This window comes from Lysinibacillus sphaericus OT4b.31, assembly GCF_000392615.1.
In the GTDB taxonomy this organism is placed as follows: domain Bacteria; phylum Bacillota; class Bacilli; order Bacillales_A; family Planococcaceae; genus Lysinibacillus; species Lysinibacillus sphaericus_B.
This window is the reverse complement of sequence record NZ_KB933398.1, coordinates 2,576,011-2,592,985: the sequence shown is the minus strand read 5'-3', so window position 1 is coordinate 2,592,985 and position 16,975 is coordinate 2,576,011. Positions and strand designations below refer to the sequence as shown.

14 protein-coding genes and 2 riboswitches are annotated in these 16,975 nt (G+C 38.3%); of the genes, 7 read left to right on the top strand and 7 right to left on the bottom strand.

What is annotated here, in order from left to right:
- Window positions 1-12: 12 nt before the first annotated feature.
- The 4 genes from H131_RS11895 to panF all read left to right on the top strand — a co-directional run bounded on the left by H131_RS11895 (window position 13) and on the right by panF (window position 4,372).
- Entirely contained in the window at window positions 13-1,479 is a 1,467-nt protein-coding gene (locus H131_RS11895) for an AMP-binding protein (protein WP_010859387.1), read from the top strand.
- 136 nt (window positions 1,480-1,615) lie between these two features.
- The gene (locus H131_RS11890; protein WP_010859386.1) at window positions 1,616-2,131 is read left to right on the top strand and encodes a DinB family protein; all 516 of its coding nucleotides are present in this window, start codon (window positions 1,616-1,618) and stop codon (window positions 2,129-2,131) included.
- 535 nt (window positions 2,132-2,666) lie between these two features.
- Window positions 2,667-2,927, top strand: a complete 261-nt coding sequence (locus H131_RS11885; protein WP_010859385.1) for a YhdT family protein — start codon at window positions 2,667-2,669, stop codon at window positions 2,925-2,927.
- Entirely contained in the window at window positions 2,927-4,372 is a 1,446-nt protein-coding gene (gene panF / locus H131_RS11880) for a sodium/pantothenate symporter (RefSeq protein WP_010859384.1), read from the top strand. The genes H131_RS11885 and panF overlap by 1 nt, the downstream gene beginning before the upstream one ends.
- Window positions 4,373-4,491: 119 nt before the next feature.
- On the opposite strand, the gene H131_RS11875 is transcribed toward panF, so the two are convergent.
- Window positions 4,492-4,866 carry a nucleotide excision repair endonuclease gene (locus H131_RS11875; protein WP_010859383.1) on the bottom strand — a complete coding sequence of 125 codons (375 nt, stop codon included), beginning with the start codon at window positions 4,864-4,866 and terminating at the stop codon, window positions 4,492-4,494.
- Window positions 4,867-5,330: 464 nt separating this feature from the next.
- Window positions 5,331-5,440: riboswitch (SAM riboswitch) on the top strand.
- Window positions 5,441-5,549: 109 nt separating this feature from the next.
- On the opposite strand from H131_RS11875, the gene metA reads away from it, so the two are divergent.
- Window positions 5,550-6,488, top strand: a complete 939-nt coding sequence (metA, locus tag H131_RS11870) for a homoserine O-acetyltransferase MetA (protein ID WP_010859382.1) — start codon at window positions 5,550-5,552, stop codon at window positions 6,486-6,488.
- Window positions 6,489-6,851: 363 nt separating this feature from the next.
- Here metA and H131_RS11865 read toward each other — a convergent pair whose 3' ends face one another.
- The 6 genes from H131_RS11865 to plsY all read right to left on the bottom strand — a co-directional run bounded on the left by H131_RS11865 (window position 6,852) and on the right by plsY (window position 11,816).
- Entirely contained in the window at window positions 6,852-7,712 is an 861-nt protein-coding gene (locus H131_RS11865; RefSeq protein WP_010859381.1) for a GerAB/ArcD/ProY family transporter, read from the bottom strand.
- Window positions 7,713-7,745: 33 nt separating this feature from the next.
- On the bottom strand, window positions 7,746-7,979 hold the full coding sequence (locus H131_RS11860) for a hypothetical protein (protein ID WP_010859380.1): 234 nt from the start codon (window positions 7,977-7,979) through the stop codon (window positions 7,746-7,748).
- 6 nt (window positions 7,980-7,985) lie between these two features.
- A complete protein-coding gene (locus H131_RS11855; RefSeq protein WP_010859379.1) occupies window positions 7,986-9,182 on the bottom strand; it encodes a Ger(x)C family spore germination protein in 1,197 nt (398 codons plus the stop codon).
- Between the two features lie 21 nt (window positions 9,183-9,203).
- Window positions 9,204-10,754, bottom strand: coding sequence for a spore germination protein (locus H131_RS11850; protein WP_010859378.1), 1,551 nt, complete (start codon window positions 10,752-10,754; stop codon window positions 9,204-9,206).
- A gap of 151 nt (window positions 10,755-10,905) precedes the next feature.
- A complete protein-coding gene (locus tag H131_RS11845) occupies window positions 10,906-11,196 on the bottom strand; it encodes a HesB/YadR/YfhF family protein (RefSeq protein ID WP_036130203.1) in 291 nt (96 codons plus the stop codon).
- A 17-nt stretch (window positions 11,197-11,213) separates the two neighbouring features.
- Complete coding sequence (gene plsY, locus H131_RS11840; protein ID WP_010859376.1) at window positions 11,214-11,816, bottom strand: glycerol-3-phosphate 1-O-acyltransferase PlsY; 603 nt, start codon at window positions 11,814-11,816, stop codon at window positions 11,214-11,216.
- A 430-nt stretch (window positions 11,817-12,246) separates the two neighbouring features.
- Between plsY and parE the strand changes: the two genes are divergently transcribed.
- Together parE and parC are read left to right on the top strand one after the other, a co-directional pair.
- Window positions 12,247-14,223, top strand: coding sequence for a DNA topoisomerase IV subunit B (gene parE / locus H131_RS11835; protein WP_010859375.1), 1,977 nt, complete (start codon window positions 12,247-12,249; stop codon window positions 14,221-14,223).
- Window positions 14,220-16,649, top strand: a complete 2,430-nt coding sequence (parC, locus tag H131_RS11830; protein WP_010859374.1) for a DNA topoisomerase IV subunit A — start codon at window positions 14,220-14,222, stop codon at window positions 16,647-16,649. Before parE ends, parC begins: the two co-directional genes overlap by 4 nt.
- A gap of 143 nt (window positions 16,650-16,792) precedes the next feature.
- A riboswitch (TPP riboswitch) is annotated at window positions 16,793-16,904 on the top strand.
- Window positions 16,905-16,975 lie beyond the last annotated feature (71 nt).

The window sequence follows — 16,975 nt, the reverse complement described above, 5'->3', positions numbered from 1 at the left end:
AGGGCGTTCAACATGTTTATGGAGCAAGCTTGGATAGTAAAACGCGCTTCCTTAACTCCTACTCGATTAGCATTGATCAACTTAGAAACGAACGAACAATGGACCTATCAACAGTTAACAACTGAAATTGCAAAATGGAGTCATTTCTTTGAACGTCAAAATTTGCAACAAGGAAGTCGAGTAGCTATTTTTGCGCGCAATAACATTGTCCTCTTTGCCATATTATTTGCCTGTGGGTTAAGGGGACTGATTTATGTACCGTTAAATTGGCGTTTGAGCCTGGAAGAATTAAATCAAATTATGGCTGATGCCACGCCTTCCTTACTTCTTTACGATGAGGGTATTTCCTGTCCGCTGACATGTGAAAATAGACAGTCCATCCAACAAAGGATTGAACCGGCCGCTTCTCCTAGTGTTACGCAAATGGATATGAATGCTCCGTGGCTCATGATCTACACAGGTGGTACAACGGGAAAAGCGAAAGGGGTCGTCCTTTCATTCAATTCAGTTAATTGGAATGCTATTAATACGATTATTAGCTGGGGACTGCGTGAAGATGATTGTACTTTGAATTATATGCCGATGTTTCATACTGGTGGCATAAATGCCTTATGTATCCCTTTACTCATGGCGGGTGGTACAGTGGTTATAGGTGATAAATTTGAAGCAGAAAACGCGCTGATTGCTATCAATCAATATAAAACGACCATTTCTCTTTTTGTCCCAACAATGTATCAGGCAATGATTACGACTACGTATTTTCAAGAAACTCATTTTCCAACTGTCAATGTGTTTTTATCGGGAGGGGCCCCATGTCCACATCCCATATACGATGCTTTCTTTAAGAAGGGATTATTCTTCAAAGAAGGATACGGATTAACGGAAGCAGGGCCGAATAATTTTTATATTTCACGCGAAGATGCCTATCGAAAAAAGGGGGCAGTTGGTAAAAGCATGCAGTTCAATGACACTAAAATTGTCAATACAACGGGAAAAAGCTGTGTACCAAATGAAGTAGGAGAGTTGTTCATCAGAGGGAAGCATATGTTTGAGTTTTATTGGAATAATCCACTTGAAACGGAGAAAACCATTGACAATGGCTGGTTAAAGACTGGCGATTTAGCAAAGATGGATGAGGATGGGGATTTCTATATTGTTGGTAGGCTTAAAGAAATGATTATTAGTGGTGGTGAAAATGTCTACCCACAAGAAGTAGAGCAATGTATTTTACGGCACCAGTTAGTCAAAGAAGTTGCAGTTATTGGGGCACCAGACGATTATTGGGGAGAAATCGTCACGGCATTTATAGTGTGTAGCCATAAAACAGCTGTTATTTCACAAGAAATAACAGCACTTTGTAAGGAATCTTTAGGGCGCTATAAAATGCCTAAAAAAATTATTTTCATAGAGGAGCTACCAAAAACGATTGTTGGCAAAATTGATAAAAAAGCATTGCAATTATACCTTACAATTTCTTAAGTCGAGCACCATACGAACTTTTAATCGCTCAGTAAAATTTATATGTTGAGGGGTAAAAAGGAAAATGTCTTCATCATCAAGAATATAGATAGAAGACGCATCTAGCAACGCACTTTAGGATGAAGGGGGTATTTTAATGAATAAATTAGTACATGACAATCTAGCAGAAACGAGAAATAACCTAGTAACGGAGATTACTTTATTAGGTGAGGCTCAATTTAATTATAAGCCTGATACGAATACGTGGAGTGTCGCACAGGTTTGCCATCACTTAGTACTAGTTGAACAAGCAACTCTAAAGGCGATTGCATGGGGATTACAAGAGAGTGATAGTACGCTACAGGAACGTAAAAAAGTACATCTACTAATATTGGATAGAACGAAAAAGATTAATGCACCAAAGATTGTAGAACCAAATGTAGAACCGTTTGAAGTACAACAAATAGTCGATTTGTTAAACGATTCGAGAAATAAATTGGTGACTTTTCTGAGCACTATTGCAGATTCATCCTTATTAGCGAAAAAATCAGTGAAGCATCCTGCTTTAGGTGATCTGCATCTCGATCAATGGGTTGAACAGATTTATTTGCATGAACAGCGGCACATAGAGCAAATAAAAGAAATAAAATTACTTGTAGGCGCGACAAGTTAGCTGAAGTTGCATAAGTTTGTGAAGTTATGAAATTATAATTATGCCTATATTGCTAAAGCACAGTAAGATTTGTGCAAATGTCAGACTGTCTACAAAATACCCCGAGAGTTTCACCTCTCAGGGTATTTTGTCGTTTTTGAAGGTAGTTGAATTCAAATTCCCCCTGAATTTTATGTATGAAAACAAAATCCTAAACCAACGATATGCCCTATTCGTTTCGATCTTTTTTATTGTTGGGCGCGTCGAATTTTCATCCCCTAAAGTATTTTTAGCAGGTTAGGAGTAGAATAGGCTATCAGTAAGCGATACAAGTTGATTGGAGAGGAAGGCGCGACACTTCTGCAGGAACAGCACGTGCGGAAAATCCACTTTTGCGGCGACCCGACGCAAAAATTAGTTGGCGCCGTGCCTGTAGAAAGGGAGCGCCTGGAACGGAAATAACGGTTTCTGACTATTTATTTCCACCTATTTCTACACAAAGCTTCCCATAATACGTCCATATCAGTAAAATAGAGTAGGTTAGGGGGATACAACTTTGAAAGATTACCGATTTAAAATTGCGCATCGGGAGGCGCTCATTGGCATTGCACTTGTCATTGTCAATTTTGCTATTTGGTACGGCTTTGCGTATGGGCTTGGTGCTGGTGATCCAGTTAATTATACGTATGTTTTGGGCTTCCCGTCTTGGTTTTTCTACAGCTGTATGGCGGGGACCGTCTTTATGATTGTGCTTATCTGGCTCGTCATGAAACTCTTTTTCAAAGAGGTGCCATTTGATGAGGAGGTGGATGAGTAATGCATTGGCAGGTCATTTTACCACTTTTCCTATTTTTAGTAATCATTTTTGGTATAGGGATATGGTCGAATAAGCATGTACGCACATCTAATTCATTTTTGCAGGAGTATTTCCTAGGTGGTCGTGAAATGGGTGGCTTCATCCTCGCGATGACCATGATTGCCACATACGGTAGTGCAAGTAGCTTCATTGGAGGACCCGGTGTGTCATACAATAAAGGACTTGGCTGGGTACTGCTGGCGATGGCGCAATTACCAGCTGGGTATTTTGTGCTTATGATATTAGGCAAGAAATTTGCCATTATCGCAAGGCGTTATCAAGCTATTACGTTAATTGATTTTTTACGCGAACGCTATAAAAGCCATGTCATCGTTATTTTATCTGCTATTAGTATTATCGTCTTTTTATTTTCTGCGATGATGGCACAGTGGGTTGGTGGTGCGCGTCTAATCGAATCGTTAACTGGACTAAACTATACAGCTGCACTCTTTATTTTTGCGGTTTCTGTATTAATTTATGTGATTATTGGTGGTTTCCGTGCGGTGGCGTTAACAGACACTGTACAAGGTTCAATTATGGTCATAGGAACTGTCATTTTACTAATTGGGACAATCATTGCGGGTGGTGGAATTGATAATATTATGGCATCACTAGTCGCTGAAAACCCTAATCTTGTGTCACCATTCGGAGCAGATGGGGACTTAACGCCATTATACGTGTCAACATTTTGGATTTTAATTGGTGTAGGGGTAGTAGGGCTCCCACAAATTGCTGTACGTGCCATGAGCTATAAAGATTCAAAAAGCATGCATTTAGCAATTATTATTGGCACTATTGCGATAGGGACGATAATGTTTGGTATGCATTTAATTGGTGTCTTAGCACGACCAGTAATGCCGGGTATCGACATTGGCGATAAGGTAATGCCAATGCTCACGTTAAAAGTATTACCACCGTTTTTAGCGGGTATTGTGTTAGCTGCTCCAATGGCGGCAACGATGTCTACGGTCAATGCTTTGTTAATGCTAGTCAGCTCAACGGTTGTAAAGGATATTTATTTAAACTATGTGAAGCCAACTGCAAATGATGCAGAAATTAAACGGGCTAGCTTTATCGTCACAACGGTAATTGGCTTAGCTGTCGTTGTATTTGCCTTAAATCCTCCAGATTTACTCGTATGGTTAAATTTATTTGCCTTCGGGGGATTGGAAGCAGTCTTTATATGGTCAGTAGTACTAGGGCTTTATTGGAAAAAGGCAAACAAATATGGAGCGATTGCATCAATGATTACCGGCATGACGTTGTATATTGTCATTGACCGTTTTTATCCTTCTGTGTTTGGCATGCATACCGTAACCATTCCAATTATCGCCTCATTCATTGTTTTTGTTATCGTTAGTCTCTGTACAGCGCATAAATTTAAAAATGAAAAACTATTTATTTAGAAAGCAACGCCGTAAATGTACTATCTACGGCGTGTTTTTTTAGAATGAATTTTATCAAGAACCTACAGTAGTAATAGAAAAAGGACTTACTCAAATAATTGAGTAAGTCCCTAATTTTTTTATTCAAAAAATACTTTATCAAGATTGTATTTTGCACGGAAAGTGTTGATAGCGTATGTTTCGTAAATTTCACGTTCCATTGGATCTTCAATTTCGTACACTTCAATTTTGAAAATTTCATCGCGGTATTTTTTCATAGGAGATACATTGTCTTCAAAGTGTTTTTTTATACGTTGACGAATTTTACGTGCTTTCCCTACATATAAAAGTTCGTTTTTCTCATTGTAGAAAAAGAAAATGCCGCCATTTTCGCGTGTGATCTTGTGGAAGTCGATAAATCCATGGTAAGGCGTGATAGGCACATCACCTGGTTTTAACACTTGTTCGCGCTGACGAATTACTAAATCTGGTTTTGGTAGTTCAATTTTAATCAAAATATTCACGTTCCTCTCTGTTACATAAGGTATATCTTAACATAATTCATACGTGGTAGCTATTATCAATTTCTCTTATGACAAAATGCGAAAACGAGTGTTGTCCAATAGAGTAAAGCTAGTATGAGCACAATGGCAAAAAATTTAAACGTAAGCATGAAAATATTTGGTAGCCCGTGCTACAAAGCAAATGACAAGCATACGCAGACGAATCCTACTCGCGACTGTGGAATGATTCAGTTTATGATACATAGAGGCAGCATCTTGAGCATATATTGTGCAAATAATCGTCATCGATGCGAAAAAAGAGCATCGAAAATGATATAAAACACCCAACCGAGTGTACTATTATATGGATAATGTAAATTTAAAAATTTTAACGACATAGAAAACATATAAACGAAATATTCTATGTATTATTGAAATTCTTAATTGTTCATGATACAATTCTCATTAATTAAATAATCTTATCAAGAGAAGCTGAGGGATTTGGCCCTATGACGCTTCAGCAACCTCTAACTTCGTTAGAAAGGTGCTACTTCCAGCAAAGGATTCTTCCTTTGAGAGATAAGAGTGAACGTGATGATAAATCCTTCTCATTCTTGCTCGTATGGAATGAGGGGGATTTTTTGATTTTTATATACAGAGAAAAAAATAAAATGAAATGAAATGGGGAATGCAACATGCCAATTAATATTCCGAAAAACTTGCCAGCTGGCGAACATTTACGTGAGGAAAAAATCTTCGTGATGGAAGAAGACCGAGCAAAAACACAACAAATTCGTCCGTTAAATATTTTAATTTTTAATCTGATGCCAGAAAAAGAAAAAACGGAGCTCCAATTACTGCGTCTACTAGGTAATACTCCTTTGCAAGTAAATATTACGTTTTTAAATACGGCCACCCATGAATCGAAGAATGTCAGTAAATCACATTTACAGTTATTCTACTCAACGTTTAAAGAAGTTCGTCATCGTCGTTTTGATGGCATGATTATTACAGGTGCACCTGTTGAAAAAATGGCATATGAAGAGGTGAATTATTGGGAAGAAATCTCAGAAATAATGGATTGGTCAAAGAAAAACGTAACTTCTGTAATGCACATCTGTTGGGGTGCTCAGGCTGCACTTTATCACCATTACGGAATTGGTAAATTCGAATTACCAGAAAAATGCTCGGGTGTATATTCGCATGTGATTACGGATTTAACCGTGGATTTAGTACGTGGATTTAGCGATTTATTTACAGCGCCACATTCACGTTATACTTCCGTATCGATTGATGAAGTGCGTAACCATCCTGATTTACACTTACTATCCTATTCTGAAGAAGCGGGCGTTTTTATTGTCCAATCCAAAGACAATAAAAATATTATGATCACGGGACATCTTGAATATGATGCGACAACACTAGCAGACGAATATAGTCGTGACGTTGCTAAAGGATTAGATATTACGGTACCGGTTAATTACTTCCCAAATGATAACCCATCAAATGAACCGATGAATACATGGCGAGCACATACGCATTTATTATTCTCAAACTGGCTAAATTACTATGTCTACCAAGAAACACCATATGAATGGGATTTTGCCGAAGATCATATAGAATTTCATATTTGATGTGAGTTATCACAACTGAAACGTTTCTATTGCGGAATTATCAGCGGGCAAGTCTATACGAGACATGCTCATGATAATTCCTTTTTCTGTCACTGGAGAATTGTTTGTAAATTGTTTGCGTGCCAGGCACCTTCAACCCTTAATTTTTCGTATTTTAGCGACCAAAAGTAACAGTAGTGGCAAGAAAATTGCGAACACGGATGAAAAAAGAGGCCAGGTTTCCTTATTGTAATTATTAGAGTGAACGATATCAGGATGCACAATTTGAGAAATGACCATGGCAATCATACCAAGTGGTAATATGAGGGGGCGATGATCCTTTATTTTTAGGATTTGTGCTATGCCAATGACAGACGCATAAAATTACATAAAAGTTCGTATATATATGGAGCACAGCCACATAAAAGCCATGACAATCTCAATTCGTTGTAAAAAGTTCCCTATCGATATCCTTTGTGCTAGTGCATAACTTGGAAATGCACGTTGGGCTGTATTTGTTGACCCAAGGACAAGAATCGATAAAGCAATAATAATAATAAGCACCATACCGCCAATAATTGTGCCAATGTAATAACCTTTTTTAGCTGATTTATGCACATTGACAGTAGAGGGGAAAATCATTAATAACACAACCAACGGAAATGAAAAAATACTCATAAATAAAACTATACTAGAGGCCATTGATTTGGAACTTGCTTCGAAGATCGGCTGAATATTTTTGATATCCACTTCCGGAGAGATACAAACGACAAAGATAATAAAAATAAACATAAACATAGGGAATAATATCTCGGCTGAACGTGCAAAAACTTCAATCCCCAAGTACGTGGCAAATACAATAATTATACTAAATAGAAGTGCAAATGCCATGGTAGGTGTCTCTGGCATAACTTCCGTTTTCATAAAAATGCCAATGAAATATAATAATTCACCTGCCGAAAGAAAGGTGAGTGAGATAAAACCAATGGCTGTAAATTTACCGAAGAATTTGCCTAATATTTTTTCATTGGCCTCCACAAAAGTTAAGGTGGGGGTCCTATCTGCTAAAGAAATGAATAGCTTTACGAGTAAAAGACTTAAAACGACACCTATTATGGCAACAATCCACGCATCTTGCTTAATATCTTTTGTAATACTTGCTGGAATAATTAATATACCTGTACCAATTGAATAGAGAAGGGTAATGATTGTAAACTGTCTTGAACTGATTATTTGTTTGCCCATAAACAACCACCCTTTCTTTTCATTGTGAAATAATTATTGGAACAGCGTGATAATTAACTCTCTGATTGGTTTAAAAATAAAAGAAATCAAGTCTGCTGGGCTCGGTATTGATACATTTAAACTAAGGGCAATATTTAAAGCCGTTCCGAGTACTAAAAAAATTGAAAAGACTACAATGGTTTTAGTCTCGTGTTTTTTCTTTAAAGGAGGGATGACAAAATATGCAATAATGGCAGCAATAATTAATATACCTAGCGTCATAAACATCGATTATTACTCCTTTGCTCTGTGTAATAAAGAATTTTGCATCGTCCCTAACCCCTGTGTTGTAACACGAACTTCAACATTTACTGCTAATTCTGGAAATATGGTTGACCATTCGCCTTGAATTCCCTTCCATTTTTTAGCATCTTTTCGATAAAGTACTTCGCCAAATCCTAAAATGTCTAACTGGTAATTTTTTTGAATCGTCATCAGTGTTTGTTTGATGCGTTCCTCAATCAACTCGGCTGTTTTTTTATTAATGTAAGCAATCGTTTTGTTTTCTGTTAGATTAATATCACATTCAACTTCGCCCACATTTTGCTCTACATCGATTTGAACATTCATTTGTGGCGTGTCATTTTTAAATTGTCCTTTCACTTTGGTTGTTGACTGTGTAATTTCAGTTGTTAATTGTCCTTGCTCAGGGCAAGCAATAATTTCAACAGTACTTTCAATTTTTCCATTTAAAAAATTAAAGCTTCTACTTTCTTCTTCTGTTAAAATCCCTTGTAATTTATCTTCTTTAAATACCGCTAAACCTACAAACTTCAAGACTACGGGGGTTTTAATGCGTTCGACATTCGTTTGATCAATTCCTAATTTCTTATCCCCATCTAGTTCGATGGCTGTTAATACTGCGCTTTTTTTATTACTATTTAGTGTATTTACTAATTCATCGATACTAACAGATAATGTAGAACCCCAAGCTTTTTGTGAAACTTTAATAGAATTTAGCATTTTATTTGCAGGTACTTTTTCTATGGGGGTAAGTACATTTAACACTTCTTTGGCAGTGGACTTAGACGATACGATGACATCAAAATCATTTCTGAATTCATGGTCTCGTGCGATAAAGTCTAATGTATCATTTATCCCATCTGCAGCTAATTCTTCACCTAATACCACCACTTGCAGATGAGAAAAATAGGCCTTCCTTGGTGTTAAGGTTGTCATCTTCCTAATCGCTTCAAACGCAGTTTCTCCCTTGGCGTGGTAGGTAACAACAGGCGATCGACCGCTAGAAGGTTGTTTTGTTGAAATCTCACTAGGGTCCACTACCTGTACAGATATTTCATATTCATCGTCTACTTTATCGACCCCTAATGCAACGACAATGGCTAATTCATTCAGTTCACGTTTACTCCAACAGCCGCTTAATAATAAAGTAACAATGAAAAGTAAAAATAACGATTTTGTTTTGGTCATATTGACTTCCTCATTTGCAGGTTAATCATCATTTCTTTTTTTTTGAGCAATAAATTTATGGCCTCGGGTAGTATTGTTTTTACTTACTAACCGAGGTCGTGTTAATAAAAAACTGCGTGGAAACAATACCATTGCATCTTTTTGGTCATTAACAATTAACGGCCCAAAAGGACTCATATAAGGAACACCAAATGATCGTAAACTACATAGGTGAAGGATAATTATTATAATGCCAAACATTACCCCGAATAAACCAAACATAGCTGCTAAAATCATGAGTGGAAAACGTAAGACACGCACGGTGTTAGACAAGCCATAAGCCGGGAACAAAAAACTACAAATAGCTGTTAATGCGACAATAATGACCATTACGGCTGATACTACACCTGCTTCAACAGCAGCCTGACCAATAACCAATGTGCCTACAATTGATACTGCTGGTCCAATGGTTCGCGGCATGCGAAGACCTGCTTCTCGTAATACTTCAAAGGCAATTTCCATGATGAGTGCCTCAACTACCGCAGGAAACGGCACACCTTCCCGCTGAGAAGCGATGCTAATCAACATGGGTGTTGGTAACATTTCCTGATGAAAGGTAGTAATTGCCACATAGAGCGAAGGTGCTACTAAAGCAAGGCTAATACCGAAAAACCTTAATAGACGAATAAGTGAACTAATAATCCAATGATGATAGTAATCTTCGGCTGATTGTAGAAATGATGTAAATAAAGCAGGCACAATGAGCACAAAAGGTGTACCATCCACTAAAATAGCAACTTTTCCTTCTAATAATTCTCCAGCAATCACATCAGGGCGTTCGGAATTATAGATTGTAGGGAACAATGAAAACTTAGAATCCTGAATAAAATCCTCAATATACCCGCTCTCCAAGATCCCGTCGATGTCGATACGATCTAAGCGAGAAAGAACTTCTTCTACAATTTCGTCATTCGCAATGCCATGGATATACATGATTGAAACGTCCGTTTGCGTTACTTCTCCAATAATCTTTGTTTTTATCCACAGATTTGGACTTTTAATCTTTCGACGAATTAAAGCTGTGTTTGTGCGTAGTGTTTCTGTAAAGGATTCTCGAGGACCTCTGATAACTGATTCGGTAGAAGGTTCGGCAATTGCTCGATCTTTTGCACCTTTTGTACTTGCTGAGATAGCAGTGGCTAAACCATCAAATAATATGACTGTTTCACCATTAAGTACGGAACTGTACAATGTAGTAAAGTTTTCAATATCTTTTACATCACAAATTGTTAAACAATTTTTCTTTAAATATTGGTTCACTGTTCCTAATTGAACTTCAGGTATATCCTCTAATTCCAACATCAGCGTTTCCATGATGAAGTCAGTAATCGCCGTTGTATCGGATAATCCATCTATATAGATAAGCGCTATAACCTGTTTCACCTTTTTGCCTATAGTAATTTCACGAACAATAATGTCGTCACTATTACCCAGTGTTGTTTTTACGGCTTGAATATTTTCTAAAAGAGAAGTAAAAAGTGGGCTCTGTGTTGAAATTGGTTGGGAGGTGTCGTTATTCTCTGTATTAGGCATTTTTATTCCTCCTCCATGTAAGCATGATGACTAATAAGAGGATATACAAATTTAAGAAGAGATAAACAAGTTTGCAAATTAAATGAAACAATAATTATTTGCTGTACAAAAAAACAGTGTTTCCCTTCAACATTTGAAAGGAAACACTGCATTATTTTGTATAGTCGTACTTTAATTCATCCATTGTAGGGTCAATATCTACATGTAAGTTATGATCATTAAAGAACCATAAATCTTTTTCATCGATGTAGTAGGTAATGCCTTCTATTACCGATTGCACACCAACTTCAATTGGCTCCTCGCGTGTCATACCAAGGGAAAAGCCTTCATGGAATGGACTTGAGCCTCCATACCTTGCGTAAAATCGAATGGTATCGCCGGTTTCAACTTCCATCTCGCGTTTAAACCATTGCAGCGCATTGTCTGTTAATGTGATATTCATGATGTACCCCTTTCTTGTTAAAGCCATTTCACCTTTGGTTCCGTACCGTTTTTGATACGAGAAATATTCGTCCGGTGGCGATAAACAATAAAGCTAAATAAAAACCCTACTAAAATACCTAACGCAAAATCCCCTGTAACAATATAATAGACGATTGAATAAATAAGTGCTACTAAAGCGGCTATCATCGATGTTAAGCTGACAATTTTCGTTAGCTTTAAAGTGATAAAGAATGTAATAAATAGCAAGATAAATAGTGGCCAAGAATAACCGAGCAATACGCCTGCAGAGGTAGCAACAGCTTTTCCTCCACGGAAACTTGCAAAGATAGGGAACATATGCCCCATAACTGCTACAATCCCAAGAATTAATGAGTGGATTGACACTTCAGCAAACACAGGTAGAGTCACTAATAATACCGCTGCTGTACCTTTTAAAACATCCATGATCGTTACGACTAAACCAGCTTTTTTTCCTAAAATACGGAATGTATTGGTAGCACCTAAGTTGCCGCTACCATGCTCGCGGATATCTGTTTTATAAAAAATTTTGCCTACCCACAACCCAGAAGGTATAGAGCCGATCACATAAGCACATAAAATAATAAGTCCATTTAGCATAGGTGGACTCCTTTCATCCAAAATTCATTACTTGGTACTAATAGTTTGTAATAAGTATTTTACACTTTTTCTCACTATTCTTCAATGTCATGAAGGAGATTTCATCACTTGCCTTGAATTCAATATCAAATGGGGAATATTTCTTCACTGAACTTATAAGTAACTTACCCACTTAAGGTACAATAAGGGAAGATATATTGTCACAATCTATTTAAATGAACTTTTGCTCAATTTTAAAATATAGGTAAAATGGCAATTTTGTCAATCACACATTCCTTTGGTAGAATAGAAGTCTATCTTTAATTTCCAAGCGAGGCTAAATTATAAAAAAATTATTTGTGCCTGTTACTAGCTATTGACAAGAAATGCTATTATTATTAGGAAGAGAACGTAATCAGAACATGCGTTTGTTTTTTGGAGGGGAAATTTTTTGGCGAATAAACAGTCACCTAGCGTCTATAATGATGACGCCATTCAAGTATTAGAAGGATTAGAAGCGGTACGAAAACGACCCGGCATGTATATCGGTTCTACAGACGGCCGAGGACTTCATCACCTTGTTTATGAAATCGTGGATAATGCGGTGGATGAAGCACTCGCTGGCTTTGGTTCTCATATCATTGCCACAATTCACAAAGATCAAAGCTTAAGTGTTCGAGATTTTGGACGTGGTATGCCAACAGGTATGCACAAAATGGGCAAGCCTACTCCAGAAATTATTTTTACTGTGCTACATGCAGGTGGTAAATTTGGACAAGGCGGCTATAAAACGAGTGGAGGTTTACATGGTGTAGGTTCATCTGTAGTCAATGCTTTGTCGACATTTTTAGAAGTAACGATTCATCGAGATGGCAAAAAATATCAGCAACGTTTTGAAAACGGTGGACATCCTGTTACAACACTTGTAGAAATTGGTCAAACTAAACAAACAGGCACACTCGTACATTTCCTACCAGATGACACAATATTCTCAGTCACAAAATTCAACTATGATACACTTGCGGAACGTTTACGTGAGTCTGCGTTTTTATTAAAAGGCTTAAAAATTGAATTAATCGATGAACGCGAGGAAGGTAAAAGTGATGTTTTCTTTTATGAGAACGGCATTGAAGCTTTCGTTGCGTATTTGAATGAGGAAAAAGATGTACTCCATCCCGTGAAATATGTGGAAGGTATACAAGATGATATTGAAGTAGAGTTTGCCTTCCAATACAATGATGGCTATTCTGAAACTATTTTGTCGTTCGTGAACAATGTACGTACACGTGATGGCGGAACACATGAAACAGGTGCTAAAGCTGCCTTGACACGTGTTTTTAACGAATATGCACGTAAAATAGGCTTACTTAAAGATAAAGATAAAAACCTTGAAGGAACAGATATTCGTGAAGGGTTGGCTGCGATTGTTTCAGTCCGCATTCCTGAACATTTACTGCAATTCGAAGGACAAACAAAAGGAAAGCTCGGTACAAGTGAAGCTCGTTCTGCGGTAGATTCCGTAGTATCTGAGCAGATATTGTATGTTCTTGAAGAAAACGCAGAGCTGTCAGCATCCCTAGTTCGTAAAGCTATACGTGCCCAGCAAGTACGTGAAGCGGCGCGTAAAGCCCGTGAAGATGCCCGTAACGGCAAGAAAAATAAAAAAGCGAGCACCATTCTGTCTGGTAAGTTAACGCCTGCCCAGTCACGGAACGCTGCTAAAAACGAATTGTATTTAGTCGAAGGCGATTCTGCTGGTGGTTCAGCTAAGCAAGGTCGAGATCGTACGTTCCAGGCGATTTTACCGTTGCGTGGTAAAGTGATTAACACGGAGAAAGCGAAGCTCCAAGACATTATGAAAAACGAAGAAATCTCAACCATTATCCATGCTATTGGCGCTGGCGTTGGCACAGATTTTTCCGTTGAGGATTCAGCCTACGATAAAATCGTTATTATGACCGATGCTGATACAGATGGTGCTCATATCCAAGTATTGCTATTGACGTTCTTCTATCGTTATATGCGTCCATTAATCGAAGCAGGGAAAATTTTCATCGCGTTACCACCTCTTTATAAAGTATCAAAGGGTACAGGTAAAAAAGAGGTCATTGAATATGCTTGGACTGAAAATGATCTACAACATGCCATCAACAAAGTAGGGAAGGGCTATATTATTCAACGCTACAAAGGTCTTGGTGAGATGAATGCTGATCAACTGTGGGATACAACGATGAACCCTGAAACACGTACATTAATTCGTGTGACGATTGAGGATGGCGCACGTGCTGAACGACGTGTAACAACGTTAATGGGCGACAAGGTAGAACCACGTCGTAAATGGATCGAAGCAAATGTAAACTTCGGTATGGAGGATGATTCGAATATTTTAGACAATGAATTCATCCAACAAGAGGAGGACCAAGCATGAGTAGTACGGAAAAGTTTCAAGATTTACCATTAGAAGAAGTAATGGGTGACCGTTTTGGTCGCTATAGTAAATATATCATCCAAGACCGCGCGTTGCCTGATGCACGCGACGGTCTAAAGCCTGTACAAAGACGTATTCTATTTGCCATGTATACAGAAGGGAATACAAATGAGAAACCGTTCCGGAAGTCGGCTAAAACCGTCGGAAACGTTATCGGTAATTACCACCCACATGGTGATAGCTCTGTCTACGAAGCGATGGTACGGATGAGCCAAGATTGGAAAGCACGTCATATGCTGATTGAAATGCATGGTAATAACGGCTCAGTTGATGGCGATCCACCTGCGGCAATGCGTTATACAGAAGCAAGACTTTCTGCAATTGCAGCGGAGATGTTACGCGATATTGGCAAAAAAACGGTTGAATTTGTGCCAAACTTTGATGACCAGGATATGGAGCCTACTGTTTTACCCGCTCGCTTCCCAAATCTACTTGTCAATGGTTCAACAGGGATTTCAGCCGGCTATGCTACAGATATCCCACCGCATGCCCTTGACGAGGTGCTAGATGGAGTTTTAATGCGTTTAGATAACCCCAAGTCAACGGTTGATGAGCTGATGACGGTCATCAAGGGGCCTGATTTCCCAACTGGGGGCATCATACAAGGTGTAGACGGTATTAAAAAAGCGTATGAAACAGGGCGTGGCAAAATTATCGTACGTGCCCAGGCAGCGATTGAACCTTTAAAAGGGGGCAAAGAGCAGATTGTTATTACCGAGTTACCGTATGATGTCAATAAAGCGAACCTTGTGAAGAAAATTGATGAGCAACGTGTCGATAAACGTCTTGAAGGGATTGCGGAAATTCGTGACGAATCGGATCGTACAGGTTTACGCGTTGTTATTGAATTGAAAAAAGATATTCCTGGACAAGGTATTTTACATTACTTATTTAAAACAACTGATTTGCAAGTAGCTTATAATTTTAATATGATCGCTATTCATAATCGACGACCGACGATGATGACATTACCTTTATTGCTTGATGCTTATATCACACATCAAAAGGAAGTTGTCACAAATCGTTCTATTTATGATTTACAAAGAGCCAAGGATCGCTCTCATATTGTAGAAGGGCTTATAAAAGCGCTGTCAATTTTAGATGAAGTGATTGCGACAATTCGATCTTCTAATGATAAACGTGACGCTAAAACGAATTTACAAGTGAAGTTTGACTTTACTGAAGTGCAATCAGAGGCGATTGTTAGCTTACAATTATATCGTTTAACCAACACAGATATAACGGAACTTCGCACAGAACAGGAAGAATTAAATACACTTATCGCAAAGCTTGAAGGCATTCTTAATAGTGAGGCAAAGCTCGTGCGTGTCATAAAGCAAGAATTACTCGATATCAAAAAACGCTTTACTGAACCACGTCGTTCAAAAATCGAACATGAAATTGAAGAAATTAAGATTACATTAGATGTGCTTGTCCCTAGTGAAGAAGTAGTTGTTACGGTAACGAAGGATGGCTATATTAAGCGTACCTCTACACGTTCTCATGCTGCGTCAAATGGCCAAGATTTTGCTATGAAGGATTCTGATTATTTACTGTATGAGGGTAATTTAAATACGCAACATCATGTGCTGCTTTTCACAAATCGTGGCCATTATATTTATCAGCCCGTGCATGAATTACCAGATATCCGCTGGAAGGATCTCGGCCAGCATATTTCAAGTATTGTACCGACTAGTGAAGACGAGTCGATTATAGCAGTATATGGCTTCGAAACATTTGAACAGCCAAATACCTATATTTTAACGGCGACCAAAGATGGGCAAATTAAGCGTTCTCCACTAGCAGATTATGCGGTAACGCGTTATTCGAAGCCAATTAAAACGATGAATGTGAAGACTGGCGATGAAATGATTTTTGCCGATATCATCACTGACGAAGCAGAGTTATTATTAATAACAGATACAGCCTATGCGATTCGCTTCCCGATAGAAGAATTGCCTGTTACGGGTGTGAAAACAGGTGGGGTTAAAGGCATAACGCTGAAAGAAGGCGAAGCTTTAGTAGGTGTAACAATCTTAAAGCCAAGTGACACGGAATACGTTGTGATTGTGACACAGCGTGGGGCAGCGAAGAAAATGAATGTCGCCGAGGTAGATATGGCAAGTCGTGCAAAACGCGGACTAAAAGTATTAACAGAATTAAAAGCTAATCCGCATCGTATTGTGGCGGTTATCCGAGCTACTGATGAAGAGCAAATCCTGGTAGAAACGGAAAAGGGTGTACAAGAAGTAATTGATGTGAAAGGGCTAACGCGCTCAGATCGTCACTCAAATGGCTCCTTTAAAGTCGATATAGCGACTGACGGTGCGATCGCCCATGTTTTAAAAGTAAAAAATGATAAATAAAATTAGGTAAACAATCTAGCCCATGTTCTTACCGAGAACTGGGCTTTTTGTGATTTCATAGTTCACAATCCGCTCTGTACATAAATAGAGTCTTGTCATTTCCATTGAGATATGGGTATAATAGTCCTCGAAAAGTTCATAAGTTAAGAATGTAGGGGGGCTGGTAGTTGCCAGCTGAGATTGTGTCCGTTAAGACGCTGACCCTTTGAACCTGATTTGGCTCGTACCAGCGTAGGGAACATCTATTCAAAAATAGTGTATGTTATTTTTTTGATACCGATTTCAAACGTCTGGGATGACTCCTAGGCGTTTTTTTATGTCTTGGT